This window comes from Phenylobacterium sp. (assembly GCF_965229015.1).
Taxonomy (GTDB): Bacteria; Pseudomonadota; Alphaproteobacteria; order Caulobacterales; family Caulobacteraceae; genus Phenylobacterium.
The window spans coordinates 2,689,153-2,712,027 of sequence record NZ_CBDDIM010000001.1; the positions used below are offsets into that span (position 1 = coordinate 2,689,153).

The window sequence follows — 22,875 nt, forward strand, 5'->3', positions numbered from 1 at the left end:
CCCGCTTCAGTTGCAGGCCGAACCTGCGGCGGAAAGCGCCTCGCGACGTCGATCAGGACAGCAGGACCACCGAATCAGACAGCTCGTTGGGATTGTCGCCGGGGGCGGCGGGGAAGTGCTGCGCCAGGATGTCACCGCACAGGGCGATGGCCGCCTCGAAGCCCTCGGCGGGCTTCTTGGCGCGGATTCCGTCGGTCAGGGCGGCCATGGCCTGATCCCAGACCTTGGGGTCCACCCTGGCGGCGACGCCCTCGTCGGCGATCAGTTCGGCCATCCGCTCCACGGCGGAGACGTAGATCAGCACCCCGGTGCGTTCCCGGGTGCCGGCGAGGTTCTTGGCCAGGAACTGCTCCTGGGCCCGGCGTCGCACCCGCTCGCGCTTCAGCCCCTTGGGGGTCAGCAGGCGGCGCAGGGGCGTGATCATCCCCACGACGATCGCCACCAGGACGAAGAGCGCCCCCTGCAGCAGGATGGCCCCCATCAGGGCGCCGCGAACGGCCTGTTCGGCCACCGCCCCGATCTGGGCGGCGGTCCAGCCGGTGAGGATGTCCGGCGCCGTCACCTGGATGCCGCCGGCCAGCAGAACCGCCGGGGCGGCCAGGGCGGCGATGGCGGCCCAGGCCACCGGCACCTCGCGATAGTCCGAGGATTCCCGGGCCACCACGGTGTAGATCTCGCCCTTGGTGCGCAGCTCGGCGCGGGTCACCGCGGCCGCGATGCGTGTGCGGTCGGCCTCTGAAAGCATCACCATCCTCCTGAAGAGCCGCCGCCGCCGAACGATCCGCCGCCGCCGCTGAATCCGCCGCCGCCGCCGCCGCCGTCGCGACCACCGCCGCCACCTCCGGAGAGCAGCAGGGGCAGGATCCACCAGAAGCCGCCGCCGCCACGACCACGACCGCGACCGCGACCGCGGCGGCCGGCCCGCAGGATGCCGCTGAGCACCCAGAAGATGATCACCACGATGAAGATGATCACGCCGGGCAGGCTGGACTCCGACTCAGGCTCTGGCGCGGGGGTCGCCGCGGCGATGGCCTTGGCCTGATCGTCTGGCAGGGAGAGCTGGCCGATCACCGCCTCGGCGCCGCTGACCACCCCCTCCTCCATCTTGCCCGACCGGAAGGCCGGCAGGATCTTGTCCTGGATGATCAGGCTCGACAGGGCGTCGGTGAGGATGCCCTCGAGGCCGTAGCCGACCTCGATCCGCACCTTCTTGGCGTTGGGCGCCACCAGCAGCAGGACCCCGTCGTTGCGGGTCTTGTCGCCGATGCCCCAGGCGCGGCCGAGCTGGTAGCCGTAGTCCTCGATCTCGTAGCCCTGCAGGTCGGGCAGGGTCGCCACCACCATCTGGCGGCCGGTCTTGGCCTCCAGGTCGGCGAGTTCGGTGGTCAGCCTCTGCTCGGCCTCGGGCGACAACAGGCCGGCATTGTCCACCACCCGTCCGGTGAGCGGCGGGAACTTGGGCGCGGCGAGCGCCGCGCCCGCTATCACAAAGAGGCTGAGGACCGCGAGGACCAGAAGACCCCGCGGTCCCTTGCGCTGGGTCATTGGGCCGGCGCGGCCGGGAGGGTGGAGACCGCGGGCGCCGTCGTCGGCGAGAAGCTGACGCTGGGCGCGGCCTGGGCCGCGGCGTTGGCCTGGAACATCACCATCGGCTTGGAGCCGCTATGGACGGTGGAGGCCCAGAAGCTGTTGGGGAACTTGCGGAACTCCAGATTGTAGTCGCGGACCGCCTCGTTGTAGTCGCGGCGCGCCACGGTGATCCGGTTCTCGGTCCCTTCCAGCTGGCTCTGCAGGGCCAGGAAGTTCTGGTTGGACTTCAGGTCCGGGTAGTTCTCCTGGATCATCATCAGCCGGCCGAGCACGCCTGACAGCTTGTCCTGGGCGGCGGCATATTGCTGGAACTGGGCCGGGTTGGTCAGGGTGGAGGCGTCGACCTTGACCTGGGTCGCCGAGGCGCGCGCCTCGGTCACCGCGGTCAGGACGCTCTTCTCCTGGGCGGCGTAGCCCTTCACCGTCTCCACCAGGTTGGGGATCAGGTCGGCGCGGCGTTGATACTGGTTCTGGACCTCGGCCCATTGGGCCTTGGCGCGCTCTTCCTTGGTGGGGATGTTGTTGATCCCGCAGCCAACGATCAGGACGGGCGCGAGCACCAGAAGGGCGGCGCGCGCGAGGCGATTGCGAAGCGTGGACAAGTGTGTGGCTCCTTGAGAGCAGCGTCAGGAACGAGCATGACTGGCGGCCTATGTGGCCTCGACCTTGATCACGCGCAACGGTGGCGGGATTAAGCTTTGGAAAGCTCAGCGGGGCAAGGGCGGTCTATTTTCCGCAGGCCCGCCGTCTGGTCGCGGATCGCCTTGAATTCCGAACCGGGCTTCCAGGCCGGCCAATCCTTGGAATCGGAGGCGATGGCCTTGCCCATCACATAGAGCAGCTCGACGTCCTGGGCCGCGCCGCGCAGGTCCCAGTCGGGGCTCCAGGCGTCGCAGGGCTGGCAGTGGGCGGTGTAGGCGCCCGCCCTGATAGGCACTTGAAAGCCGACGCGCCGAGCGTCAGCGATGGGTGGTTAGCGGACCTTGCCCACCTTAGTACGTGCGACCAAGATGGAGATCAGCATGGTCAAGCACATGGGGGTGCTCGCGCTCGCGCTCGGGTTCGCAGCCTTCGGAGCGCTTCCAACTGCCGCCCAGCCGCAGCTGTCTCCGCCGCCGCTCTTTGCGTCCGACTTCTATAGGGTTCGCGTGCAAGAGCATGGGTATGGGCGAACTGAGCGCGTGATCCTGTTCCGTCGTCTGCAGCGAGACGTGGAGAATGGCTCGCACTGGCTGATCGAGCGGCGGGAGCGGCTTTCGGAGTTGGGCGCTGCGCCGGCGACGAGCTATGCGTGGATCGACAGCCGGGACTGCGATGAAGTCGGAGTCGCTCTGGGGCGACTCGACACTCTTCCATCCTTATCTGTCCGCGGGCCGGCCTCTCTTGCAACGCCGTTCAGCATTCCACCCTCCCACCAGCCGGTCGTTACTTTCGAAGCCGCACCGGCGAGCCAAGGTGGATCGCCGGTGCGGTTAAGCATCGAAGACTCTACGGGACCAGTGGCCAGGTGGTGGTTCGAGAGCCAAGAGGCAGTGAAGCCCTGCTGGCGCGAGGGCGGCGCAGTACTCGACGGAAAGGTGGTCTCACCGGGCCTTCCCGAGATCGAGGCGTGGCGCGATTGAGCGTCCAGCCGCGGCTCGTCCTGACTGTAAGGTCCGTAGTGGGTCGCGAGCGGCCCCGAGCGCAGTCGCCGCAAGCAGCCGGTACCTGGATTGCCTCAGACCGGACCCTGTCGATGTCTGGGAAGGGTGGGATGCGGACGCTAGACAGTCACCACATTTCGGCTGAACGCCCTGCATTTTGCGGATCAGTCGCCAAGTATCGCCCGATGTCTTTACTGATTTCACGGTCTTTGCCATCGCCGTCTCGCGCCAGACTGTCTTTCAATAGTTGAAACCTTTGGCGCTGTTCTCCTGCTGCGCCACGCGAAGCATTGACGTAGAAGCGCACGGCTCTCACCCATGTGTCGCTTGGAGCGGCCACATCTTCGGCCTGTCGTGCAAACGGAAAGTCGAGTTGTTTCAGGCCGTCTGGGGTACGCTTGAACATCGCGACCACCAATGTCCCCACTGCATATTCGTTGCGCACGCATCCACCTGCGTAAGCGCTAGGGTGCGCGTTCGTGAGCGGAGTAACGGTGGCCCGTATTGGACCATTCCGCGCAAAGGTTACTCCAAATAGACGCGGAATCTCTTTGGGTAGTTCGCCTTTCAGGACCTCGACCGGATCGAGGATAACCTTGGGTGGGTCTGACCAGGGAACGCCAATTGGCGCGCTGGCAGGCGGCCCCGCCACGACGCGCGCCAGAACAATAAGATCGGCCCTTTGAACAAGCTCTACGTTTGTAGGAATGCGATAACCCGCCACCGGCGTGCAGGCGATGCCCGGCGTCGCCGCCAGGATCATCGAGAAAAAAGCTGCGAGGTGCAGGAAGCGCATTTGGGGGCCGATCCTTCCCAGTGAAGCCTTTCGCTCCATTCTCTCCAGCATGCGGACTCTTCCAAGTGCCGCAAGGTGTGGGCAGCAGACATTGCTCTAGGGAGCAGGAGGCCTCACTTTTTCCAGGCTAGAGCAATCAATGTCCGGCAGCGGCCGGCCATAGTAGGCCTCGGCGTCCTCCATCCGCTTGTCGTTGGGGCCGATGCGGAGTGGCACCCACTTACCCAGTGGCGTGTGATGGAAAGCGCGTATGTCGGAGATCTCCGCTCGCATCTTCGCGTCCAGGGCGACGTCACCGGACGGCAGCACCAGTACAGCGTCACTCAGCTTCTTGGTCGACACCGAGTACCGAACACAAAACCCGACCCACCTTTCGGCACCTTCCGGTTCGGCAGCAACCGAACTCGGGCCAATTGCGAGCTGACCGAAGGCGAGAAAAGCGCAGGCGATGCGACGAAGTCTCATGCGATCGAACTATTCCGCGGCCGGCCAACGACTGCAATGGGTCGAATGCGGCCGTCAGTGTCCGCTCGCGAAGCGGACCCAAATCTTCGCCAATAGGCTCGTCGACCGCGCAGCGCTCGAAAACGGCTATCGCCTCACCCCCGCCGTCTGGTCGCGGATCGCCTTGAATTCCGACCCGGCCTCCCAGTCCGGCCAGTCCTTGGGATCGGAGGCGATGGCCTTGCCCATCACATAGAGCAGCTCGACGTCCTGGGCCGCGCCGCGCAGGTCCCAGTCGGGGCTCCAGGCGTCGCAGGGCTGGTGGTAGCAGTGGGCGGTATAGTCGCTGACCCACTTGTCGCCGGCCTCGCGGCCGCCCGCGACCAGGTCCGGCCCGCCCCCAAGCCCCATCATCAGCATCACCGGCACGCCATGCTTGGCCAGGCTGAAATGATCGGCGCGGAAGAACAGGCCGCGCTCCGGATGGGCGTCCGGCGTCACGGTCCGACCTTGCGCCTTGGCCGCGGAGATCAGCCGGTCGTCGAGCTGGCTCTGGCCATAGCCCACCAGCACCACGTCCCTGGACGGTCCGGCGGTCTGCAGCACGTCCATGGTGAAGTTGGCCGCCATCCGGTCCAGGGGCGTCGTCGGGTGGACGCCATAATACTCCGACCCCAGCAGGCCACGCTCCTCCGCCGTCCAGGCGGCGAACAGGGTGGTGCGGGCCGGCCGCGTGCCAGAGGCGAAGGCCCGGGCGATCTCCAGCACGCCGGCCACCCCGATGGCGTCGTCGGCCGCCCCGTGACGCACCTTGTCGCCCTCTACCGGGGCGCCGAGGCCGAAGGCGTCCCAGTGGGCGGAGAACATCACGCTCTCCTGGGGCTTGCCGGCGCCCGTCAGCTTGGCCAGGACGTTGTGGCTGGTCACCTGGCTGTGGCTGACGCCGTAGTCGGCCGAGAAGGTGGCGCCGGTCAGCGGCACGGGCCGAAAACCGGGGCTGCGGGCGCGGGTCTTCAGGGCCTCGAAATCGAGACCGGCCCGCCTGAACACATCCACCGCCAGGTCGCGCTGGATCCAGCCCTGCAGCAGCAGCTTGTCCTTGGCCGGGTTCGGCCGGACGATATCGAAGCTCTCGCCGTTGGAGGCCGCCACCGTCGACCAGCCATAGCCGGCGCCGGGGGTCTCGTGGACGATCAGGGCGGCGATGGCGCCCTGGCGCACCGCCTCCTCGTACTTGTAGGTCCAGCGGGCGTAGTAGGCGGCCGCCTGGCCGCCGAACTTGCCGGCCACCGGTTCGCCGGGTTTCGCCTCGAAGTCGGGGTCGTTGATCAGGAAGACCGCCACCTTGCCCTTCAGGTCGTAGCCCTTGAAGTCGTCCCAGCCGCGTTCGGGGGCCTTGACGCCATAGCCGACGAAGACCATCGGGGCGTTGACGATCTTCACCCGATCCACCGGGCGAAGGGTGGCGACATTGATCTGCTGGGCCTGGACCAGGGGCATGGGCTTGCCGGCCACCGACATCCGGAGCCGGGCGTCAGGCTCCACCTGCAACCGCTGCAGTTTGACGTCCTGGGTCCAGCCGCCGTTGTCGCCGGCCGGCTCCAGCTTCAGGGCCTTGAACTGGCCGATCAGGTAGTCGACCGTCTTCTGCTCGCCGGGCGAGCCCGGCGCGCGGCCCTCGAACTCATCCGACGCCATCACCTTCACGATCTCCGACAGCCGGGCCGGATCGATGGGCCCGGAGGTCTGGGCCTGGGCGGCGGTCCCCATCAGGACGGCGGCGAGGGTGAGGACGGGAAGCTTCATAGGGTCGGACTCCGAGACAGGGTGCGATCCTAGAGCGTCGCGGCCGAAAGCGCATCGGTTCGGGCGCCCGCCCCCCAGACTGTTCTTCCCGGCGAGGGCCGGGACCCAGATTCATCCCCTACCTTCCATCAGGGTCTTGTTCGTGTGGTTCGTGTGGTTCGTGGTTCCAAGTCTTGAGGGGGTGCGGCGGCAAGACCCATCAGCTTGTCCACGAACCACACGAACCACACGAACGGGTGGGCCAACTCCAAGCGCCCGGCATGAATCTCGGTCCCGGCCTTGGCTGCTTCGCGCCGCCCTTCGGGTCGCCGGGATGAGCGGATGGTTGTGTCAGCCCAACCCCCTCAAGAAAGCTCCGCCTCGACGGCGTGCAGCCGGTCCTTGCCGAAGAACATCTCGCCGTCGACGAAGAAGGTCGGCACTCCGAAGGCGCCGCGGGCCACGGCGGCCTCGGTGTTGGCCACGAGTTCGGCCTTCACCTCCGGGTCCTGGGTGGCCTCCAGGATCGCCTTGGCGTCGAGGCCGGCCTTGGCGAGCACGCCGGCCACCACCTCGGGATCGTCCATCTTCAGCCCCTGCTCCCACATGGCCGACACCACCGCCTCCAGATAGGCGTCCCCCGCCCCCATCCGCCGCGCCGCCACCAGGCCGCGCATGATCAGCAGGGTGTTGACCGGGAAGTGGGGGTTGGAGCGATAGGCGGTCAGGCCGTGGGCGGCGACATAGCGCCGGGTCTCCAGGGCCTCGTATTCCAGCTTGCCCTTCACCCCGCCGAAGGCGGTGACCGGCGACTGGTTGCCGGTGGCCTTGAAGATGCCCCCCAGCAGGCAGGGGATCAGGTTCACGGTGGCGCCATGTCGGGCGGCGATGCCGGGCAGGACCTTCCAGGACAGGTAGCCGTTGGGGCTGCCGAAATCGAAGATGAAGTCGATCGTCTTGCCCATCACCAGGTCTCCTTCCAGGGGCGCAGATCCAGTTCATGGGTCCAGGCCGAGCGTTTCTGATTGTGCAGCCAGACGTAATTGGCCGCGATGTCTTCGGGTTTCAGGATCTCGTCGCCAGCCAGCTTGGCCGCGACGGCCTCGGGGGAATTGTTGGTGCGGGTGAAGACCCCGTCGATGGCGCCGTCCACCACGATGTGGGCGACATGGATCCCTGCCGGACCCAGCTCACGGCCGGCGGTCTGGGCGACCGAGCGCAGGGCCGCCTTGGCCGAGGCGAAGGCTGAGTACATCTTGCCGCCCCGCATGGAGGCCGTGGCGCCGGTCACCAGGATCGTGCCGCGGCCGCGGGGCGTCATCACCCGGGCGGCTTCGCGGATTGTCAGGAAGCCGCCGAAACAGGCCATCTCCCAGACCTTCTGAAACACCCGGGTGGTGGTCTCCAGGACTGTGAAGCGGACGTTCGCGCCGATGTTGAAGACCACCACGTCGAGGGGGCCGACCTCGGCCTCGACCTTGTCGAACAGGGCGACCATCTCGGACTCCTCGCGGGCGTCGACGCCATAGGCATGAGCCTTGCCGCCGGCCTTGCGGATGTCCTGCGCCAGGGCCTCGAGCTGGTCGATATTACGGGCGCGGCGGGTGACACAGACGGTCATCCCCTCGGCGGCGAAGGCCTTGGCGATGGCGCCGCCGACCCCGTCGCCCGCACCGATCACCAGGCAGACCTTGGGCGCTGTTTGCTGGAGTTCCTGGGCCATCGCCTCACCTGAGTTCAGTTTCTGGACGAACCATCGTATTGAAACTGGACCCAGTCAATGGGATAGTGGCGACGCACGCAAAGGACGCCGCCCGTGAAGTGGGAAGACCTCGCCGACCAGCCCTGCTCCATCGCCCGCTCGGTGGCGGTGATCGGCGACCGCTGGACCCTGATGATCCTGCGCGACTGCTTCCTGGGGGTGCGGCGGTTCGAGGCCTTCCAGGCCCGCCTGGGCATCTCGCGCACCATCATCACCGAACGCCTGAAACTGCTGGTGGACGAGGGCGTGCTGACCAAGGTCCCCTATCAGGACCGCCCCGTGCGCCACGAATACCGCCTCACCGAGAAGGGCCTGGACCTCTATCCGGTGGTCATGGCCATCGTGACCTGGGGCGACCGCCACTATGCGGGCCAGGCCGGCCCCCCCCTGCTCCACCGCCACAAGGCCTGCGGCTGCGACTTCCATCCGGTGATGACCTGCTCGGAATGCCACGCCCCGCTCGCCGCCCGCGAGGTGGAGACGCGGCCAGGCCCCGGAGCCGCCTAGCTCTCGGCGATCCGCCGCAGGCCCCCGGTGTCGCGCACCTCGATCCGCCCATAGCCGAGGCGCAGCAGTCCCGCGCGCTGGAAGCCCAGCAGGTGGCCGTTCACCGTCTTGCGGCTGAGGCCCAGCATCTCGGCCAGGGCCTGCTGGTTCATGCGCAGGGACGGCCCGCCGGTCCGCGCCATCATGTCCAGCCGGGAGGCCAGCCGCTGTCGCGGCGGCAGGGCCACGGCCTCGGCGGCGATCATCAGGGCGCCGCGCAGCTGCAGATAGACCAGCGCCGCCACCGCCTGCCACAACGACGGCTGCTCCGCCGCGATCCGGGTCAGGGCGTGGTCGGGGACCGCCAGCAGCACGCTCTCCTCGACGCAGATCAGGGTCACCAGACGCGGCCCGCCCCCGAACCTCAGGGTCTGGCCCAGCGCCACGCCCGGCCCGGCCTGGCCGAACAGCACCTCGCGGCCGCCGGGCGCCGCGCACATCATCTGCACGGCGCCTTCCACCACCAGGGTGATCCCCGTCTGCTCGTCCCCCTCCGACTGCGCCCAGGCGCCCGCCGGCAGATGCACGATCCGCCCATGGGTCAGGAAGGCCTCGACCATCTCGCGCCCATGCCCCTGCAGCCAGACGGCCTTGGTCAGCAGCTCGGCGGCGCGCTCGCGAGGACTCATTCTCGATTGTAACCCTGGTGACAAACCTCGCCAAGCCGCCGGCCTAGGCTCTCCTCAACAGGAGCCCGCCATGACCACCACCCTCGACCTCTCGATCCGCCCGACGGAAGGCTGCGGCGCCCTGGTTCAGGGTGTCGACTTGAACCGGGCCAGCAACGCCGAGATCGACCTGATCCGCGCCACCGTCTTCGACCGCGGGGTGGCCTTCATCCACGGCCAGGACATGACGCCCGAGCAGCAGATCGCCTTCGCCAGGCGCCTCGCCCCCATCGTCGTCAATCGCTACTTCCCCAAGACCGAACGCTATCCCGAGATCGCCAAGGTCGAGAAGACACCGGAGCAGGTCACCAACATCGGCGGCGGCTGGCACACCGACCACAGCTACGACATCGCGCCCGCCATGGGTTCGGTGCTGCTGGCCATCGAGACCCCGCCCACCGGCGGCGACACCCTGTTCGCCGACATGTACGCCGCCTACGACGCCCTCTCCGACGGCCTGAAGGCGACGCTCGCCACCCTGAAGGCGCACCATGCGTCGGAGCATGTCTTCGGCGAGAGCAGCGTCTACGCCATGACCGACCGCGCCGAGCTTGCCGGCCACAAGGACGTGCCCGAGGCGATCCATCCGATGGTCATCACCCACCCGGGCAGCGGCAAGAAGGCGCTCTACGTCAACCCGGCCTTCACCACCGGCATCGTCGGCTGGACGCGCGAGGAGAGCATGGCCCTGCTGGGCTACCTCTACCAGCACGCCGTCAAGCCGCAGTTCGTGCACCGCTTCCAGTGGGCCAAGGGTTCGATGGCCATCTGGGACAACCGCTGCACCTGGCACCAGGCGCTGAACGACTATCCCGGCCAGTACCGCCTGATGCACCGCATCACCCTGGACGGCGGGCCGCTCTCCTAGGTCCGGGTCGCGAACTCGGAGTCGCCCGTGGCCGCCACCACCTGATCGTCGAAGGAGGCGTGGGCCGAGGTGTACAGGTGCGAGTACAGCCCGCCGGTCTTCATCAGCTCGTCGTGGCTGCCCTGTTCCTGGATCCGGCCCTGCTGTAGCACCACGATGCGGTCGGCGTCGCGGATGGTGGCCAGGCGGTGGGCGATGACCATGCAGGTGCGGCCGGCGAACAGCACCTTCAGCGCCTTCTGGATCGCCTGCTCGGTGAAGGAGTCGATATTGGCCGTGGCCTCGTCGAGGATCAGGATCTGCGGGTTGGCCACCAGGGCGCGGGCGAAGCTGATGAGCTGGCGCTGGCCCATGGAGATGTTGCGGCCCCGCTGGCCCAGCTGGGTGTCGTAGCCGTCCGGCAACCGCATGATGAAGTCGTGGGCGCTGACCGCCTTGGCCGCGGCGATCACGTCGTCCTTGGTGGCGCTGAGCGTGTTGTAGCGGATGTTCTGCTCGATGGTGCCGGTGAACAGGAAGGGCTCCTGCAGCACCATGCCGATATTGGCCCCCAGCGAATCCAGGGTCACGTCGCGCACGTCGTGGCCCCCCACCAGGACCTGGCCCTGGTCCACCTCGTAGAAGCGGTGGGTGAGCGCGATGATGCTGGTCTTGCCCGAGCCGGTGGGGCCGACGAGCGCCACGACCTCCTTGGGCCGCACCGTCAGGCTGATGTCATGCAGGATGGGGCGCTTGGGGTCATAGCCGAAGGTCACGTTCCGGAACTCGACCGTGGCCGGAACGTCCTTCAGCTCGATGGCGTCGGGCTTGTCGGCGATGGTGACGGGGACGTCGATCACCTCGAAGATCCGGTGCCCGGCGGCCATGGCCCGCTGCATGATGGTGTACTGCATGGACAGCATGCGGACCGGTTCGAAGAACCGCTGCACATAGAGGATGAAGGTCACCATCACGCCGACGTTCAGCGTGCCGCCGAGGACCGCGTTGCCGCCGACGATGATGACGATGGCCATGGCCAGGCCCGTGAGCACATCCACCGTCGGAACCATGATCTGGGTCATCCAGGAGGCGCCCACCTGGGCGGTGAAGTTCTCCTGCGCCTTCTCCTTGAAGAGCTCGAAGTTCAGCGCCTCGCGGCGGCTCTCCTGGACGGTGCGGATGCCGTTGATGTTCTCGGCCAGGGCCGAGTTGGCGGTGGACGAGGCGTCGCGGGCCACCCGGAAGCTCTTCTTGGAGAAGGGCAGCCAGACCGCGCGGATGGCGATCAGGGCCGGCAGCACGGTCAGGGTCAGCAGGCCGAGCTTGAGGTCGGTGGTGAGCAGCACCACGGTGATGCCCACCAGCATGACGAAGTCGCCCAGTGCCCCGTTCATGTTCTCCAGGAACTCCTGCAGGGCGTTCACGTCCCCCTGCAGCCGGGCCATGATCCGGCCCACGTGGGTCTTGTCCATGAAGGACAGGGAGACGTCCTGGAAGTGGGCGAACATCTTGCGGCGGATGTCGAAGATCACCCGCTGGGCCAGGCGCGAGGACAGCCATTCGCCGGTGAAGAAGCAGGCGGCGTAGGCGCAGGCCACGAGGGCGAAGATCACCAGGGTCCGGTCGAGCCGGGGTCCGTCATGGGCGACGGCGGCGTTGATGGCCTGGCCGATCATGGCCGGCACCGCCACCTGGGTGGCCGCCGAGGCCAGAACCGCCACCTGGGCGATGATCAGCGAGCGCTTGTGCGGCGCCAGGAAGGCCAGGAAGCGGCGGGCGATATTGACGTCGAAGGTCCCGAAGATGTCGTCGCCCTCGGAGGTCCCGAGGGAGGCGCGGGGCGCCTTGCGGGGCGCGACGCCGGCGGTGGTCTCGGTCACGCTTGCACCTCTTCCAACGGGGCGTCGTCCAGGGTGGCGGCGGCGTCGGAACGCGACTGCAGCTCATAGAGGTCGGCATAGACCCCGCCGGCCTTCAGCAGCTGCGCGTGGTTCCCCCGCTCCACCACCACCCCGTCGTCCAGCACGATGATCCGGTCGGCGTGCATCAGGGACGACAGCCGGTGGGCGATGATGATGGTGGCTTTGGTACGCGTGGCCTCGGCCAGCGCGTCGCGCACGCGGCGCTCGGTCACCGCGTCGATGGCCGCGGTGGAGTCGTCGAAGATCATGATCCCCGGCCCCGGCACCACCCCGCGGGCGATGCTCATGCGCTGACGCTGGCCGCCGGACAGCGCCACGCCGCGCTCCCCCACGCGGGTCTCGTAGTCGGCTGGCAGGCCGATGATGTGCTCGTGGATCTGGGCGGTCTTGGCGGCGCCGACGATGCGCTCTTCCTCCGCCCACGGATCGGCATAGGCGACGTTGTGGCCGATGGAGCTGTCGAACAGGAAGGCCTCCTGCTGCACCAGGCCGACATATTCCCGCAGGGAGGCCAGGGTCACGTCGCGGATGTCGACCCCGTCGATGGTGATGGCCCCGCCGGTGACGTCGTAGAAGCGGGGGATCAGGTTGGCGATGGTGGACTTGCCCGAGCCGGGCGGGCCGACGATGCCCAGGGTCTGGCCGGGGCCGACCTCGAAGTCGACGCCGGTGAGCACCTGCTTGCCGGGGACATAGCCGAAGTCGACGCTCTCGAACCTCAGCACGCCCTTGGCGGGGGCGAGCGGCTTGGCGCCCGGCGCGTCGGCGATCTCGGGTTCGAGGTCCAGCACCTCGAACAGGCGGGCGCCCGAGGAGGTGGCCCGGGCCGCGGCGTTGAAGATCATGGCGATCTGCCGGATCGGCCCCTGCAGCAGGGTCATGTAGGTGAGATAGGCCGTCAGGGTCCCGACGCTCATCGTGCCGGCCGCCACCTTGTGGCCGCCGTACCAGAGGACCCCGGCCATGGAGGCGTTGAAGGTCACCTGCATCACCGCCACCGCCCGGAAGCGCAGGGTGATGCGGTTGTAGGAATAGGCCAGCGCGTCCACCGAGGCGCGGTCGAACTTGGCCATCTCGAAGGCCTTGCCGGCGAAGGCGCGGACCACCCGGATGCCCTGCAGGTTCTCCTCCATGGTGAGGGTCAGCTGGGCCATCAGCTCCTGGAACCGCAGCCAGGTGACCCGCAGCAGGAAGCCCATCCGCCCCAGGGCGGCGGCGGAGAAGGGCACGAAGGCCAGGCCGATCAGGCCCAGGGTCAGGTCGGTGGCCAGCATCTGCCAGGCGGCGAAGCCCAGCAGCAGGAAAAGGGTCAGGAGCGGCATCAGCCCGCCCTGGATGAAGACCCGCGCCCCCTCCAGGTCGAGCATGCCCCGGGTGATAAGGTCGCCGGAGTGGATCTTGTCGTGGAAGCCGAAGGACAGGCGCTGCAGCTGCTGGAAGAACTGCAGCCTCAGGTCGTGGCCGACCTTCTGGCTCACCAGCTCTCCGAGATAGCCCGACCACATGGTCATGGCGCCGCGCACGATGGTGGCGCAGATCACCAGTCCGGCGGTGAGCAGAAGGGCGCGCTGGGTCTGGGCGGCATGGGAGGCGCCCAGCAGCAGCAGGCCGTGGGCCTGGTCCACGGCGCGGCCCAGCAGGCGCGGCAGGGCAAGGCTCGCCAGGGCCGCGCCCAGGGAGCACAGCATGGCCAGCGCCACCAACCAGGGGTAGTTGAACGCCAGGACCACGATCCGCTGCAATACGCGGGGCATGGTCTTCACATCGACTTGGATTGGCTCGGAGTCAGCCGAGGCCGCACCCCGCCGGGAGGGGTGTGAATCACTCATCTCAAATTTCCATCGTCTTGTATGAAAACATTCTGAGGCGCCGGTTCGGGGCGCGCCAGGGCTGTTTTCACGCCAGGGTCGAATAGGCGGGGATCATTGCGCTGATGTTTCGGCGCTCAAACTTGGCGCGCTCGCCACGCAATTGGCGGCTCAGGCCGCGCTGACCCGCGACGCCGGGACCACGGTCACCGGGCGGCTCGGGGCCCTGGGCCGGGGCCGCAATTTCTCGCCCTTCAGCCAGATCTTCAGCGCCTCCCAGTGGATGGCGGCCATGACGCCGAGCGTCATCAGGGGGTGGCCGAGCCAGGCCCGCCAGATCGCCGCGTCGGTGAGCTCGGTCCGGGCGCCGGCGAAGGTGGCGGCCAGCAGCAGGCCCTCGGCGTCGTGGACATCGACGGTGACGGCGACCCGCTCGCCCGGGGGCTGGATGCGGAAGGCGTAGGTCAGGCCCATGTCCATGAAGGGCGAGACGTAGAAGGCCTTGTCGGCGGCCTGTTCGATCACGCCCGGCCCGCGGGCGGGGATCAGGTAGCTGTGGCGTTCGCCGAAGGTGTTACGCACCTCGTAGAGCATGGCCGACAGCGCCCCGTCCGGTCCGTGGCAGAAATAGACGCTCAGCGGATTGAACACCCCGCCCAGGATGCGCGGCATGCAGAGCAGGCGGACCGGTCCGCCGGTGGGCAGGCCGGCGGCCAGAAGCTCGCCCTCCACCTGGCTTTTGAGGGAGACCGCGGCGCCGTCCAGGTGGTCGGCCGGCGAGAAGCTGGTGAGGCGCAGCCGGTCCTGGCCGAACAGCCTCAGGGCCCGGTCGAGGGCCGGCAGCTCGTCCAGGTCCAGCAGCAGCATGAAGACGCGGTAGCGCAGCCGGTGGGCCCGCGGCCGCAGCCGCGCGTGGGTGACGATCCCGGGATAGAGGCCCGAGGCGAACACGGTCAGGCGGCCTGCTCGGCGAGATCCAGCGGCGCGGCGCCGAGGTGGATGCGGCCGGACTCGTCGGCCACCGTCCAGGGCCGGCGCGCCCCGCCCAGGGCCTCGGCCACCGCCAGGCCCGACTGCAGGGCGTCCTCATGGAATCCGTGGCCGAAATAGGAGCCGCAGAACCAGGTCCGCCGCGCACCCTGCAGCGACCAGATCTCCCGCTGGGCGGCGATGGCGCCGGCGTCGAACAGGGGGTGCTCGTAGACGTCGGTATGGACCACCGCCTCGGGCGCGATCGCCTTGGTGGGGTTGAGGGTGACGAACAGGTCCGGCGCGTTCTTCAGGCTCTGCAGCCGGGTCATCCAGTAGGTGACGCAGCCCTCGCCGGGGGCGGCGCGGCGGCCGATGTGGTTCCAGCTGGTCCAGGCGCCCCGGCGCCGGGGCATCAGGCTGGCGTCGGTGTGCAGGACCGCCAGGTTGCGGCTGTACTTGAAGGCGCCCAGCAGCCGCTGCTCCTGGGGCGTGGCGTCCTCCAGCAGGCGCAGGGCGTGGTCGCCGTGGGTGGCGATCACCACCTGGTCGAACCGCTCGGCGTGGCCGGTGGAGTCCCGCAGCTCCACCCCCTGGGCGTCGCGACGGATGGAGACCACGCGGACCCCGGTGCGGACCTCACCGGCGAAGGCCTCGGTGAGGCGGGCCACATAGCTGCGGCTGCCGCCGGTGACGGTGCGCCAGGCGCCGCGGCCGAAGATCGTCATCATGCCGTGGTTCTGGAAGAAGCGGATCAGGGACGCGGCCGGATAGTCGCGGATGGCCGCCAGGGGCGTGGACCAGATGGCGGCGGCCTGGGGGATCAGGTGGTCGTCGCGGAAGGCCTGGCAGTAGCCCTTCTCCACCAGATAGTCGTCCAGCGAGGTGAGCGGCGCCTCCAGGGCGGCCAGGTCCTTGGGTCCCTGGCGGTAGAAGCGGGCGACGTCGCGGAGCATGCCCCAGAACCGGGCGCTGAACAGGTTGCGCTTCTGGGCGAAGATCGCGCCGCTGGAATATTCGAAGGCCCCGTCGTCCAGGGAGACGCTCAGCGCCATGTCGGCGGCCTGGCTCTCCACCCCCAGGTGGGCCAGCAGGGCGGTGAAGTTGGGATAGTTGGGCGCGTTGTAGACGATGAAGCCGGTGTCGACCGGAACGGGACCCTTGGGGCCCACGGCCTCGACGGTGTTAGCATGGCCCCCCAGGCGGCCGTCGGCCTCGAACACCGTGACCTGGTGGCGTTCCCCCAGCAGCCAAGCGGCGGAGAGTCCGGCGATGCCGCCGCCGACGACGGCGATGCGGAGCGGCTTGTGGGTGGTGTCGAGCGTCACGTGACCTCCTGGAGCGAAGCTGTTGGAGGTACGCAAAGCTCTCCACCTCGGATGCAAACGCCGCATCCGCCGCCAAGCTGCATCCGTAACGGTCCTGGAGGCTTCCTTCTCCGAGCCAGCAGAGGTCCGTCGCCATGAGGCTTGTCGCCAACACCATCCAGGCCTTCGAGGGCGCGCCCCTGCCCGACCTCGTGCGCCGCGCCGCGGTCGATCTGCTCGTGGCCAATGCGCGCAGGCAGCTGGCCGGCGCGCCGGCCGACGCCCAGGCCCGGTTCGCCCTGGAGATGGCCCAGCGCCCCATCGCCGAGCACACGGCCGAGGCCAACGGCCAGCACTACGAACTGCCCGCGGCCTTCTTCGAGGCGGTGCTGGGACCGCAGCTCAAATACTCCTGCTGCCTCTACGGCGAGGGAGCGACCACCCTGGAGCAGGGGGAGGAGATGGCGCTGGCCGAGACCGCCGCCCATGCCGAACTGAAGGACGGCCAGCAGATCCTCGAGCTGGGCTGCGGCTGGGGCTCGCTGTCCCTATGGATGGCGCGGAACCTGCCGGGCGCCCGGATCACCAGCGTGTCCAACTCGAAGAGCCAGGGGGAGTTCATCCGCGGCCGGGCCGCCGCCCAGGGGCTCACCAACCTGACGGTGATCACCGCCGACATGAACGACTTCCAGGCCCAGGCGGAGGCCTTCGACCGCGTCGTCTCGGTGGAGATGTTCGAGCACATGGCCAACTGGCGCGGCCTGCTCACCAAGGCCCGGACCTGGCTGAAACCCGACGGGGCGATGTTCATCCACGTCTTCACCCACCGCTCCACCCCCTACCGCTTCGACGTCAACGACGAGGCCGACTGGATCGGGCGGCACTTCTTCACCGGCGGGGTGATGCCCAGCCACGACCTGATGCGCGAGTTCCCCGACCTGTTCACGGTCGAGGCCGACTGGCGCTGGAGCGGGACCCACTATGAGACCACCGCCAACCAGTGGCTGGAGAACTACGACCGCAACGCCGCGGTGATCGGCCCGGTGCTGCGGGAGATTTATGGCGACCAGGCCGTGCTGTGGCGCCGGCGCTGGCGGCTGTTCTTCCTGGCCACGGCGGGCCTGTTCGGGCACCGCGGGGGCGCCGAGTGGGGCGTCAGCCACTATCGCCTGCGGCCGGCCTGAGGGAGCCCGACATGCTGAAATACATCATCGCCTATCTGGGGACCGGCCTGGTCTTCGCCGCCGTCGACGCCGTCTGGCTGACCTTCAGCAACGCGCGGCTCTATCGCCCCACCCTCGACCCGGTCCTGGCCGACGAGGTCAACCTCAAGGCCGCGGCGGTCTTCTACCTGGTCTATATCCTGGGGATCATGGCCCTGGCGGTCTCGCCGGCGACGTCCTGGACCAAGGCCATGACCAATGGCGCCATGGTGGGGGCGCTGGCCTACGCCACCTATGACCTCACCAACCAGGCGACCCTGAAGGTCTGGGCCACCAGGATCACCGTGGCCGACATCGCCTGGGGGACCTTCGTCACCGGCCTGGCCGCCACCGCTGGCTACTTTGTCCTGCGCTGGGCGCGGGCGAAGTTCGGCTAGGCCGACGTCGCGAGCACCGCCCGCAGCTTGCCGGCCAGCTCGTGGTCCTCGAAGGGCTTGGTGATCACCCCGGCCTCCCCGGCGTGGGCCAGGGCGTCGAGGTCGGCGTAGCCGGTGACGAAGATGATCGGCAACTGCGGCCGGCGGCTGCGGACCTCGCGGGCCACCTCGGCGCCGTTCATGCCGGGCATGGCGAAGTCCAGCAGCATCAGGTCGACGTCGGGCCGGCCCTGCAGGGTCTCCAGCGCCGCGCCGCCGCTGCCGGCCTCCACCACGGCGTAGCCCAGCTCGTCCAGCATGCCGGCCGTGATCTCGCGCACCGCGCTGTCGTCGTCCACCAGCAGCACCACGGGACGGCCGTCCACCCGGGCGGGGCGGGCCTGCTTGGCCGTCTGCGGCCCGGCAGCGGCCTGGGAGCGGGGCAGATAGACCTTCACCGAGGTCCCTTCGCCGGGGCGGGTGTCGATGCGCACCCCGCCGCCGGACTGCTTGGCCAGGCCGAACACCTGGGACAGGCCCAGGCCCGAGCCCTTGCCGACGGCCTTGGTGGTGAAGAAGGGCTCGAAGGCCTTGGCGAAGACCTCCGGCGTCATGCCCGAGCCGGTGTCGGAGACGCTGACCATCACATAGTCGCCCGGGGGCGGCTCCTCCGGACGGCGGGGCGCGCCGAGGCTGGCGTTGGCGGTGCCCACTGTGAGCACGCCGCCGACCGCCATGGCGTCGCGGGCGTTGATGGCCAGGTTGAGGATCACCAGCTCGATCTGGGTCGGGTCGATCATCGCCCGCCAGAGCGCCGGGTCCAGCTGGGTCTCGATGCGGGCGTGGGCGCCCATGGTGCTCTGCAGCAGGTCGCGCATGCTGGAGACCGTCTGGTTGAGGTCCACCAGCTGCGGCTCGAGCTTCTGGCGCCGCGAGAAGGCCAGCAGCTGGGCGGTGAGCTTGGCGCCCCGCTGGGCGGCCTGCTCCATCATGTCCAGGCGGCGGCGGACCATGGGATCGGTGACGTCCTTGGCCAGCTGGCGGACATTGCCCAGCACCACGGTGAGCAGGTTGTTGAAGTCGTGGGCGACGCCGGAGGTGAGCTGGCCGACGGCCTCCAGGCGCTGGGCCTGGCGCAGGGCGGCCTCGACCCGCTCGCGCTCCTCGATCTGGGCCACCAGCTGGCGGTTGGCGGCGGCCAGTTCGCCGGTGCGCTCGTCCACCCTGCGCTCGAGCTGGCTCTCGGCCTCGCGAATCTCTTCGATGCGCTGTCGGGCCTCGTACTGACGGCGGCGCGCGCGCAGGGCGGTGCGGGCCACGCTCACCAGGCTGGTGGGATGGAAGGGGCGCTCCAGGAAGACCACATTGCCTAGGGCTCCGGTGAGCCGGGTGGCCAGGGGATTGCGCTCCAGCCCGCCGCCCCGCTCGGTGAGCAGGATGAAGGGGAAGTCCGACCACGGCGGCTGGTCGGACACCCAGGCGGCCAGGGGCCCGACATCGGCGGTGTGCAGGGCCTCGTCGGCCACCAGGGCGAAGCCGGCGCCCTTGGCCAGCTCGCGACACATGTCCTCGATGCCGGCGCAGATGCGGCTGTCGACGCCGGCCTCGGTCAGCAGGTTGGCGGCGATCTGCGAGTCCCGACCCACCGGGGTCAGGATGAGGGCGGTCTCGGAGCGCGAGACGGAGGTGGGCACTAGCGCTCTTCCAGTAGGGAGCCAGCCTGCCCCACATAGACCGGCACCCCGCGCAGCACGCCCTGGAAGCCCTCCAGGGGCGATCCGACGGTCAGGCCACGGCTGTCGATCAGGTACTCTCGGATGGCGTCCTCGTGGGCCCCGGTGCGCTTCTTGATCACCGACATGGCCCGCCGCACCCGGCCCGAGGCCTCGAAGTAGCGCAGCAGGATCACGGTGTCGGCCAGGTAGGTGACGTCCACGGGCGCCTTCATGTCCCCCACCAGGCCGTGCTGGGCGACGGTGAGGAAGGTGGTGGCGCCGCGACGGTTCAGGAAGGTCAGCAACTCGTGCATGTGCAGCACCAGGAACTGTTCCTCGGGCATGGCGGCCTGGTAGCCGTTGAGGCTGTCGACGACGATGGTCTGCAGGTCCAGGGTCTCCACGCAGCTGCGGACCTTGTGGGTGAATTCGCCGGGCGCCAGCTCGGCGGCGTCGACCTGTTCGATCAGCAGCGAGCCGGACTCGCGCAGGGCCTCCAGGTCGATCCCCAGGCCCTTGGCGCGGGCGAATAGCAGGCCCAGCTCCTCGTCGAAGACGAACATGGCGGCCTTCTCGCCGCGGGCGATGGCGGCCACCACGAACTGCAGCACCAGCAGCGACTTGCCGGTGCCCGCGGGGCCGAGGACCAGGGTGCTGGAGCCGCGGGCCACCCCGCCCCCCAACAGGGTGTCGAGGCCCTCGATCCCGCTGGCCAGGGTCTCACGGTGAAACGCCACCCGGTGTTCGGAGGCCACCAGGCGCGGGAAGACCGCCAGGCCGCCGTGGCGGATCATGAAGTCGTGGTAGCCGCCCCGGAAGGCCTGGCCGCGGTACTTCACCACCCGCAGCCGCCGGCGCTCGGCGCCGTAGACGGGCGCCAGCTCCTCCAGCCGGATCACCGCGTGGGCGACGCTGTGGACGGTCTTGTCGTTGGTGTCGGTGGTCATGTCGTCCAGCATCAGGACGGTGGCCCCATGCCGGGCGAAATAGTGCTTCAGCGCCAGGATCTGGCGGCGATAGCGCAGGGAGCCGCCGGCCAGCAGGCGGATCTCCGACAGGCTGTCGATCACCACCCGCGAGGGCTGGGTCTCCTCGATGGCCTGGAAGATCAGCTTGGTGGTCTCCCCCAGCTCCAGGTCGGAGGAATAGAGCAGGCTCTGCTGCTGCTGTTCGTCCAGGAGGTTCTCGGGCGGGATCAGCTCGAAGATGGTGATCAGGTCGGAAAGGCTCCAGCCGTGGGACTCCGCGGTGCTCATCAACTCGTCGCGGGTTTCCGACAGGGTGATGTAGAGCCCCCGCTCCCCGGCCTCGGCGCCAGCCATGAGGAACTGCAGGGCCGCCGTGGTCTTGCCGGCGCCCGGCGTGCCCTCCATCAGGTAGACGCGGTTGCGGGCCAGGCCCCCGCGCAGGATGTCGTCGAGTCCCTCGACGCCCGTACTGGCCAGCCGGCCTTCGATCTTCGTCTGAACAGTCAAGCGCCTACTCGCGTTGTTTCCAGGAGACGGGCTCGGCAAGCTTCGCCGCACGGGGCCGTCAGCAACACTCAACGGATGAACTGGTTTTCCGCTCCCCAACCTGGCGCGAACGCTGACACGCGAGCCGGGTTCCCGATCCGGTCAGCGTCCGGATTTCAGGGAGCGTTGTCGGGCGCGGCAAGCCCTGTCATTGTGGGGTTCCGGAGCGGAAACGGTCACCGTCGCAGGCATATTGCGCCCGCGATCGCCGACAAAACGCCGCCCCGGACCATAGAAAATTGATTGCACCGCGTGAACGCCGCAGCCGGCCACCGGGCGACGGGAGGAATTTGAATGCAGGAATTTAAGACGCGAGAAGACTTTACCGCGGCTCTGGATGAATCGGCCAACCACGGCATGACCGTGGCCTTCTGGGCCGATCAGGCGCCGGACCGCACCGCGGTGGTGGACCCCTCCGGGCGCACCAAGACCTTCGCCGAGGTCAACGCCAACGCCAACAAACTGGTGCGCGCCCTGCGCAAGGCGGGGCTGAAGGCGGGCGACAGCCTGGCCCTGCTCTGCTCCAACCGCGCCGAATTCATCGAGACACTGGCGGCCACCCAGCGCAGCGGCCTGCGCATCACCCCGGTGAACTGGCACCTGACGGTCGACGAGATCGCCTACATCATCAAGGATTGCGAGGCCAAGGCCCTGGTGGCCGAGGCCCGCGTGGCCGCCGCCGCCCCGGCCGCCGCCGAATGCCCCGACCTGCTGATCAAGCTGTCGGTGGGGGGCGATATCGAGGGCTTCCTGAATTACGACGCCACCCTGGCGGCCGAGGACGGTTCGGACATTCCCGATCCCGTGCGCGGCGGCCAGATGATGTACACCTCCGGCACCACCGGCCGGCCCAAGGGCGTCCACCGCGCCAACGCCCCGGTGATTCCGCCCAGCATGCTGGCCCTGCGCGGATACGATCCGGAGACCTCGGTGCAGATGTGCGCCGGCCCGGCCTATCACGCCGCCCCCCTGGCCTTCGACGTCAACGCCTCGATGAACGCCGGCGTGCCGCTGCACTTCATCGACAAGTGGGATTCCGAGCACGTCCTGAAGACCATCTCGGAAAAGAAGGTCACCCACCTGCACCTGGTGCCGATCATGTTCCAGCGGCTGCTGTCCCTGCCGCCGGAGGTGAAGGCCAAGTACGACATCGACCACGTGCAATACATCGTCCACGGCGCGGCCCCCTGCCCGCCGGAGGTCAAGCACGCGATGATCGAGTGGTTCGGTCCGGTGCTGAGCGAATACTACGCCGGCTCCGAGGGCGGGGCGGGCTTCGCCATCACCTCCGAGGAGTGGCTGAAGAAGCCCGGCAGCGTCGGCAAGCGCCCGGCCATGCTGCAGGTCCGTATCCTCGACGAGGAGGGCAACGAGCTGCCCCCCGGCGTGCCCGGCGGCATCTATCACCAGCTCCCGCCCGGCGGCGGCTTCACCTATTACAAGGACGAGGCCAAGACCAACGCCAACCGGCGCGACGGCTTCTTCACCATGGGCGACGTCGGCTATTTCGACGAGGACGACTACCTGTTCCTCACCGGCCGCAACGCCGAGACCATCATCTCGGGCGGGGTGAACATCTATCCGCAGGAGATCGACAACGAGCTGATCAAGCACCCCGCCGTGGCCGACAGCGCCACCGTCGGCATCCCGCACGACGAGTGGGGCGAACAGGTCCGCGCCGTGATCCTGCTCAAGCCCGGCTACGAGCCCTCCGACAAGCTGGCCCAGGAGATCCTGGACTTCGGCCGCCAGACCCTGGCGGCCTACAAGTTGCCCCGCGGCCTGGACTTCGTCACCGAGCTGCCGCGCTCCGAAGCCGGCAAGATCCAGCGTAACAAGGTCCGCGCCCCCTACTGGGAAGGCCGCGCCCGGCAGATCTAGGAGATCGGCGCCTCCTCTCCCGCTTGCGGGAGAGGTCGGGTGAGGGCCCTTTCCGACGTTCCGTGACCACTCCGCGGCGGAGACGCGCAGCCCTGCTGC

22 protein-coding genes are annotated in these 22,875 nt (G+C 68.6%); 6 read left to right on the plus strand and 16 right to left on the minus strand.

Going from position 1 to position 22,875, the window contains the following annotated elements; all coding sequences use genetic code 11:
* Positions 1-52: 52 nt before the first annotated feature.
* The 4 genes from ACO06I_RS13525 to ACO06I_RS13540 all read right to left on the minus strand — a co-directional run bounded on the left by ACO06I_RS13525 (position 53) and on the right by ACO06I_RS13540 (position 2,527).
* Positions 53-745 carry a TPM domain-containing protein gene (locus tag ACO06I_RS13525; RefSeq protein WP_421933086.1) on the minus strand — a complete coding sequence of 231 codons (693 nt, stop codon included), beginning with the start codon at positions 743-745 and terminating at the stop codon, positions 53-55.
* Positions 745-1,545, minus strand: a complete 801-nt coding sequence (locus ACO06I_RS13530; RefSeq protein ID WP_421933087.1) for a TPM domain-containing protein — start codon at positions 1,543-1,545, stop codon at positions 745-747. The genes ACO06I_RS13525 and ACO06I_RS13530 overlap by 1 nt, the downstream gene beginning before the upstream one ends.
* The gene (locus tag ACO06I_RS13535; protein WP_421933088.1) at positions 1,542-2,192 is read right to left on the minus strand and encodes a LemA family protein; all 651 of its coding nucleotides are present in this window, start codon (positions 2,190-2,192) and stop codon (positions 1,542-1,544) included. Before ACO06I_RS13535 ends, ACO06I_RS13530 begins: the two co-directional genes overlap by 4 nt.
* 89 nt (positions 2,193-2,281) lie before the next feature.
* On the minus strand, positions 2,282-2,527 hold the full coding sequence (locus ACO06I_RS13540) for a hypothetical protein (RefSeq protein WP_421933089.1): 246 nt from the start codon (positions 2,525-2,527) through the stop codon (positions 2,282-2,284).
* 85 nt (positions 2,528-2,612) lie between these two features.
* On the opposite strand from ACO06I_RS13540, the gene ACO06I_RS13545 reads away from it, so the two are divergent.
* Entirely contained in the window at positions 2,613-3,212 is a 600-nt protein-coding gene (locus ACO06I_RS13545; protein ID WP_421933090.1) for a hypothetical protein, read from the plus strand.
* A 148-nt stretch (positions 3,213-3,360) separates the two neighbouring features.
* Here ACO06I_RS13545 and ACO06I_RS13550 read toward each other — a convergent pair whose 3' ends face one another.
* From ACO06I_RS13550 to ACO06I_RS13570, 5 genes are all read right to left on the minus strand, one after another.
* Positions 3,361-4,029 carry a hypothetical protein gene (locus tag ACO06I_RS13550; RefSeq protein WP_421933091.1) on the minus strand — a complete coding sequence of 223 codons (669 nt, stop codon included), beginning with the start codon at positions 4,027-4,029 and terminating at the stop codon, positions 3,361-3,363.
* A gap of 96 nt (positions 4,030-4,125) precedes the next feature.
* The gene (locus ACO06I_RS13555) at positions 4,126-4,494 is read right to left on the minus strand and encodes a hypothetical protein (RefSeq protein WP_421933092.1); all 369 of its coding nucleotides are present in this window, start codon (positions 4,492-4,494) and stop codon (positions 4,126-4,128) included.
* Positions 4,495-4,620: 126 nt separating this feature from the next.
* Positions 4,621-6,279, minus strand: a complete 1,659-nt coding sequence (locus ACO06I_RS13560; RefSeq protein ID WP_421933093.1) for a M28 family metallopeptidase — start codon at positions 6,277-6,279, stop codon at positions 4,621-4,623.
* A gap of 344 nt (positions 6,280-6,623) precedes the next feature.
* Positions 6,624-7,223, minus strand: a complete 600-nt coding sequence (locus ACO06I_RS13565) for a 2-hydroxychromene-2-carboxylate isomerase (protein WP_421933094.1) — start codon at positions 7,221-7,223, stop codon at positions 6,624-6,626.
* Entirely contained in the window at positions 7,223-7,981 is a 759-nt protein-coding gene (locus ACO06I_RS13570) for an SDR family NAD(P)-dependent oxidoreductase (protein ID WP_421933095.1), read from the minus strand. The genes ACO06I_RS13565 and ACO06I_RS13570 overlap by 1 nt, the downstream gene beginning before the upstream one ends.
* 93 nt (positions 7,982-8,074) lie before the next feature.
* Between ACO06I_RS13570 and ACO06I_RS13575 the strand changes: the two genes are divergently transcribed.
* The gene (locus ACO06I_RS13575) at positions 8,075-8,527 is read left to right on the plus strand and encodes a winged helix-turn-helix transcriptional regulator (RefSeq protein ID WP_421933096.1); all 453 of its coding nucleotides are present in this window, start codon (positions 8,075-8,077) and stop codon (positions 8,525-8,527) included.
* Here ACO06I_RS13575 and ACO06I_RS13580 read toward each other — a convergent pair.
* A complete protein-coding gene (locus tag ACO06I_RS13580) occupies positions 8,524-9,195 on the minus strand; it encodes a Crp/Fnr family transcriptional regulator (RefSeq protein ID WP_421933097.1) in 672 nt (223 codons plus the stop codon). The genes ACO06I_RS13575 and ACO06I_RS13580 overlap by 4 nt on opposite strands.
* Before the next feature lie 70 nt (positions 9,196-9,265).
* On the opposite strand from ACO06I_RS13580, the gene ACO06I_RS13585 reads away from it, so the two are divergent.
* Positions 9,266-10,102, plus strand: a complete 837-nt coding sequence (locus tag ACO06I_RS13585) for a TauD/TfdA dioxygenase family protein (protein WP_421933098.1) — start codon at positions 9,266-9,268, stop codon at positions 10,100-10,102.
* On the opposite strand, the gene ACO06I_RS13590 is transcribed toward ACO06I_RS13585, so the two are convergent.
* The 4 genes from ACO06I_RS13590 to ACO06I_RS13605 form a co-directional block, all read right to left on the minus strand.
* The gene (locus tag ACO06I_RS13590) at positions 10,099-11,961 is read right to left on the minus strand and encodes an ABC transporter ATP-binding protein (protein WP_421933099.1); all 1,863 of its coding nucleotides are present in this window, start codon (positions 11,959-11,961) and stop codon (positions 10,099-10,101) included. The genes ACO06I_RS13585 and ACO06I_RS13590 overlap by 4 nt on opposite strands.
* Positions 11,958-13,757, minus strand: a complete 1,800-nt coding sequence (locus ACO06I_RS13595) for an ABC transporter ATP-binding protein (RefSeq protein ID WP_421933100.1) — start codon at positions 13,755-13,757, stop codon at positions 11,958-11,960. Before ACO06I_RS13595 ends, ACO06I_RS13590 begins: the two co-directional genes overlap by 4 nt.
* Positions 13,758-13,982: 225 nt before the next feature.
* On the minus strand, positions 13,983-14,762 hold the full coding sequence (locus tag ACO06I_RS13600; protein ID WP_421933101.1) for a DUF1365 domain-containing protein: 780 nt from the start codon (positions 14,760-14,762) through the stop codon (positions 13,983-13,985).
* A gap of 2 nt (positions 14,763-14,764) precedes the next feature.
* Positions 14,765-16,108, minus strand: a complete 1,344-nt coding sequence (locus tag ACO06I_RS13605) for an NAD(P)/FAD-dependent oxidoreductase (protein ID WP_421933102.1) — start codon at positions 16,106-16,108, stop codon at positions 14,765-14,767.
* A 134-nt stretch (positions 16,109-16,242) separates the two neighbouring features.
* Between ACO06I_RS13605 and ACO06I_RS13610 the strand changes: the two genes are divergently transcribed.
* Together ACO06I_RS13610 and ACO06I_RS13615 are read left to right on the plus strand one after the other, a co-directional pair.
* Positions 16,243-17,271, plus strand: a complete 1,029-nt coding sequence (locus tag ACO06I_RS13610; RefSeq protein ID WP_421933103.1) for an SAM-dependent methyltransferase — start codon at positions 16,243-16,245, stop codon at positions 17,269-17,271.
* 11 nt (positions 17,272-17,282) lie between these two features.
* The gene (locus tag ACO06I_RS13615; protein ID WP_421933104.1) at positions 17,283-17,687 is read left to right on the plus strand and encodes a DUF2177 family protein; all 405 of its coding nucleotides are present in this window, start codon (positions 17,283-17,285) and stop codon (positions 17,685-17,687) included.
* Here the strand turns inward: ACO06I_RS13615 and ACO06I_RS13620 are convergent.
* A complete protein-coding gene (locus ACO06I_RS13620; protein WP_421933105.1) occupies positions 17,684-19,360 on the minus strand; it encodes a response regulator in 1,677 nt (558 codons plus the stop codon). The two genes, ACO06I_RS13615 and ACO06I_RS13620, sit on opposite strands and share 4 nt — an antisense overlap.
* Positions 19,360-20,856 (minus strand): ATPase domain-containing protein, encoded by a 1,497-nt coding sequence (locus ACO06I_RS13625; RefSeq protein ID WP_421933106.1) that lies wholly within the window; start codon positions 20,854-20,856, stop codon positions 19,360-19,362. The genes ACO06I_RS13620 and ACO06I_RS13625 overlap by 1 nt, the downstream gene beginning before the upstream one ends.
* 333 nt (positions 20,857-21,189) lie before the next feature.
* Here ACO06I_RS13625 and ACO06I_RS13630 point away from each other — a divergent pair, with 333 nt between their 5' ends.
* On the plus strand, positions 21,190-22,776 hold the full coding sequence (locus ACO06I_RS13630; protein ID WP_421933107.1) for an AMP-binding protein: 1,587 nt from the start codon (positions 21,190-21,192) through the stop codon (positions 22,774-22,776).
* The last annotated feature ends 99 nt before the right edge of the window (positions 22,777-22,875 follow it).

Bases quoted from the DNA above. Each gene is read 5' to 3' on its own strand.
- ACO06I_RS13525 (WP_421933086.1), bottom strand. From the start codon at position 745: ATGCTTTCAGAGGCCGACCGCACACGCATCGCGGCCGCGGTGACCCGC.
- ACO06I_RS13530 (WP_421933087.1), bottom strand. From the start codon at position 1,545: ATGACCCAGCGCAAGGGACCGCGGGGTCTTCTGGTCCTCGCGGTCCTC.
- ACO06I_RS13545 (WP_421933090.1), top strand. From the start codon at position 2,613: ATGGTCAAGCACATGGGGGTGCTCGCGCTCGCGCTCGGGTTCGCAGCC.
- ACO06I_RS13550 (WP_421933091.1), bottom strand. From the start codon at position 4,029: ATGCGCTTCCTGCACCTCGCAGCTTTTTTCTCGATGATCCTGGCGGCG.
- ACO06I_RS13555 (WP_421933092.1), bottom strand. From the start codon at position 4,494: ATGAGACTTCGTCGCATCGCCTGCGCTTTTCTCGCCTTCGGTCAGCTC.
- ACO06I_RS13560 (WP_421933093.1), bottom strand. From the start codon at position 6,279: ATGAAGCTTCCCGTCCTCACCCTCGCCGCCGTCCTGATGGGGACCGCC.
- ACO06I_RS13565 (WP_421933094.1), bottom strand. From the start codon at position 7,223: ATGGGCAAGACGATCGACTTCATCTTCGATTTCGGCAGCCCCAACGGC.
- ACO06I_RS13570 (WP_421933095.1), bottom strand. From the start codon at position 7,981: ATGGCCCAGGAACTCCAGCAAACAGCGCCCAAGGTCTGCCTGGTGATC.
- ACO06I_RS13580 (WP_421933097.1), bottom strand. From the start codon at position 9,195: ATGAGTCCTCGCGAGCGCGCCGCCGAGCTGCTGACCAAGGCCGTCTGG.
- ACO06I_RS13585 (WP_421933098.1), top strand. From the start codon at position 9,266: ATGACCACCACCCTCGACCTCTCGATCCGCCCGACGGAAGGCTGCGGC.
- ACO06I_RS13595 (WP_421933100.1), bottom strand. From the start codon at position 13,757: ATGCCCCGCGTATTGCAGCGGATCGTGGTCCTGGCGTTCAACTACCCC.
- ACO06I_RS13610 (WP_421933103.1), top strand. From the start codon at position 16,243: ATGAGGCTTGTCGCCAACACCATCCAGGCCTTCGAGGGCGCGCCCCTG.
- ACO06I_RS13615 (WP_421933104.1), top strand. From the start codon at position 17,283: ATGCTGAAATACATCATCGCCTATCTGGGGACCGGCCTGGTCTTCGCC.
- ACO06I_RS13630 (WP_421933107.1), top strand. From the start codon at position 21,190: ATGCAGGAATTTAAGACGCGAGAAGACTTTACCGCGGCTCTGGATGAA.